Source organism: Clostridioides mangenotii TR (assembly GCF_000498755.1).
Classification (GTDB): domain Bacteria; phylum Bacillota; class Clostridia; order Peptostreptococcales; family Peptostreptococcaceae; genus Metaclostridioides; species Metaclostridioides mangenotii_A.
In genome coordinates this window covers 1-1121 of the sequence record NZ_AXUS01000077.1, presented here as the reverse complement: position 1 = coordinate 1121, position 1121 = coordinate 1, and the positions used below count along the sequence as shown (strand labels likewise).

Annotated in this window: 1 pseudogene; it reads left to right on the top strand. The window is 38.7% G+C overall.

From position 1 onward, the window contains the following. Nucleotides 1-1121 (top strand): annotated as a pseudogene (tuf, locus tag T473_RS17090) (elongation factor Tu); the annotation flags it as partial.

Sequence of the window (1121 nt, the reverse complement as noted above, 5' to 3'; positions counted from 1 at the left end):
CGCACGTTAATATAGGAACTATAGGTCAYGTTGACCAYGGTAAAACTACTTTAACTGCAGCTATMACTAAAACAYTACATGMTAGATATCAATTAGGAGAAGCAGTAGACTTYGCKAATATAGAYAARGCTCCAGARGAAAGAGAAAGAGGWATCACWATATCTACAACTCACGTTGAGTAYGAAACWCCRAACAGACACTACGCTCACGTTGACTGCCCAGGACATGCTGACTAYGTTAAAAACATGATCACAGGAGCAGCWCAAATGGAYGGTGCTATAYTAGTTGTTTCTGCAACWGACTGGWCCAATGCCTCAAACAAGAGAGCATATAGTACTTTCAAGACAAGTTGGTGTACCATACATCGTTGTATTCTTAAACAAATGCGACATGGTAGATGATGAAGAGTTGCTTGAGTTAGTTGAAATGGAAGTTAGAGACTTATTAACTGAATACGACTTCCCAGGAGACGATACTCCAATAGTTAAAGGTTCTGCTCTAATGGCTTTAGAAGACACTTCAAGCGCATGGGGAGACAGAATAATTGAMTTATTYGARCAAATAGATGAGTATATACCAKCTCCAGAAAGAGATATAGACAAAGATTTCTTAATGCCAGTTGAGGAYGTATTCTCTATAACAGGTAGAGGTACAGTTGCTACAGGTAGAGTTGARAGAGGAATACTTAAAGTTCAAGAYGAAGTAGATYTAGTAGGTCTTTCAGAAGCTCCAAGAAGTTARTTGTAACTGGAGTAGAGATGTTTAGAAAATTACTAGACCAAGCTCAAGCTGGAGATAACATAGGAGCTCTTTTAAGAGGAATCCAAAGAGATGAGATAGAAAGAGGRCAAGTTCTTTGTAAARCTGGTTCTGTRAAAGCTCACACTAARTTYACWGCAGAAGTATACGTTCTTAAAAAAGAAGAGGGTGGAAGACATACTCCATTCTTYGATGGATACAGACCRCAATTTTACYTAAGAACAACWGAYGTAACAGGTGCTTGYAAATTACCAGATGGAATAGARATGGTWATGCCWGGAGATAACGTAACAATGGAAGTAGACTTAATCAATCAATCGCGGTAGAAGAAGGACAAAGATTCGCGATAAGAGAAGGTGGAA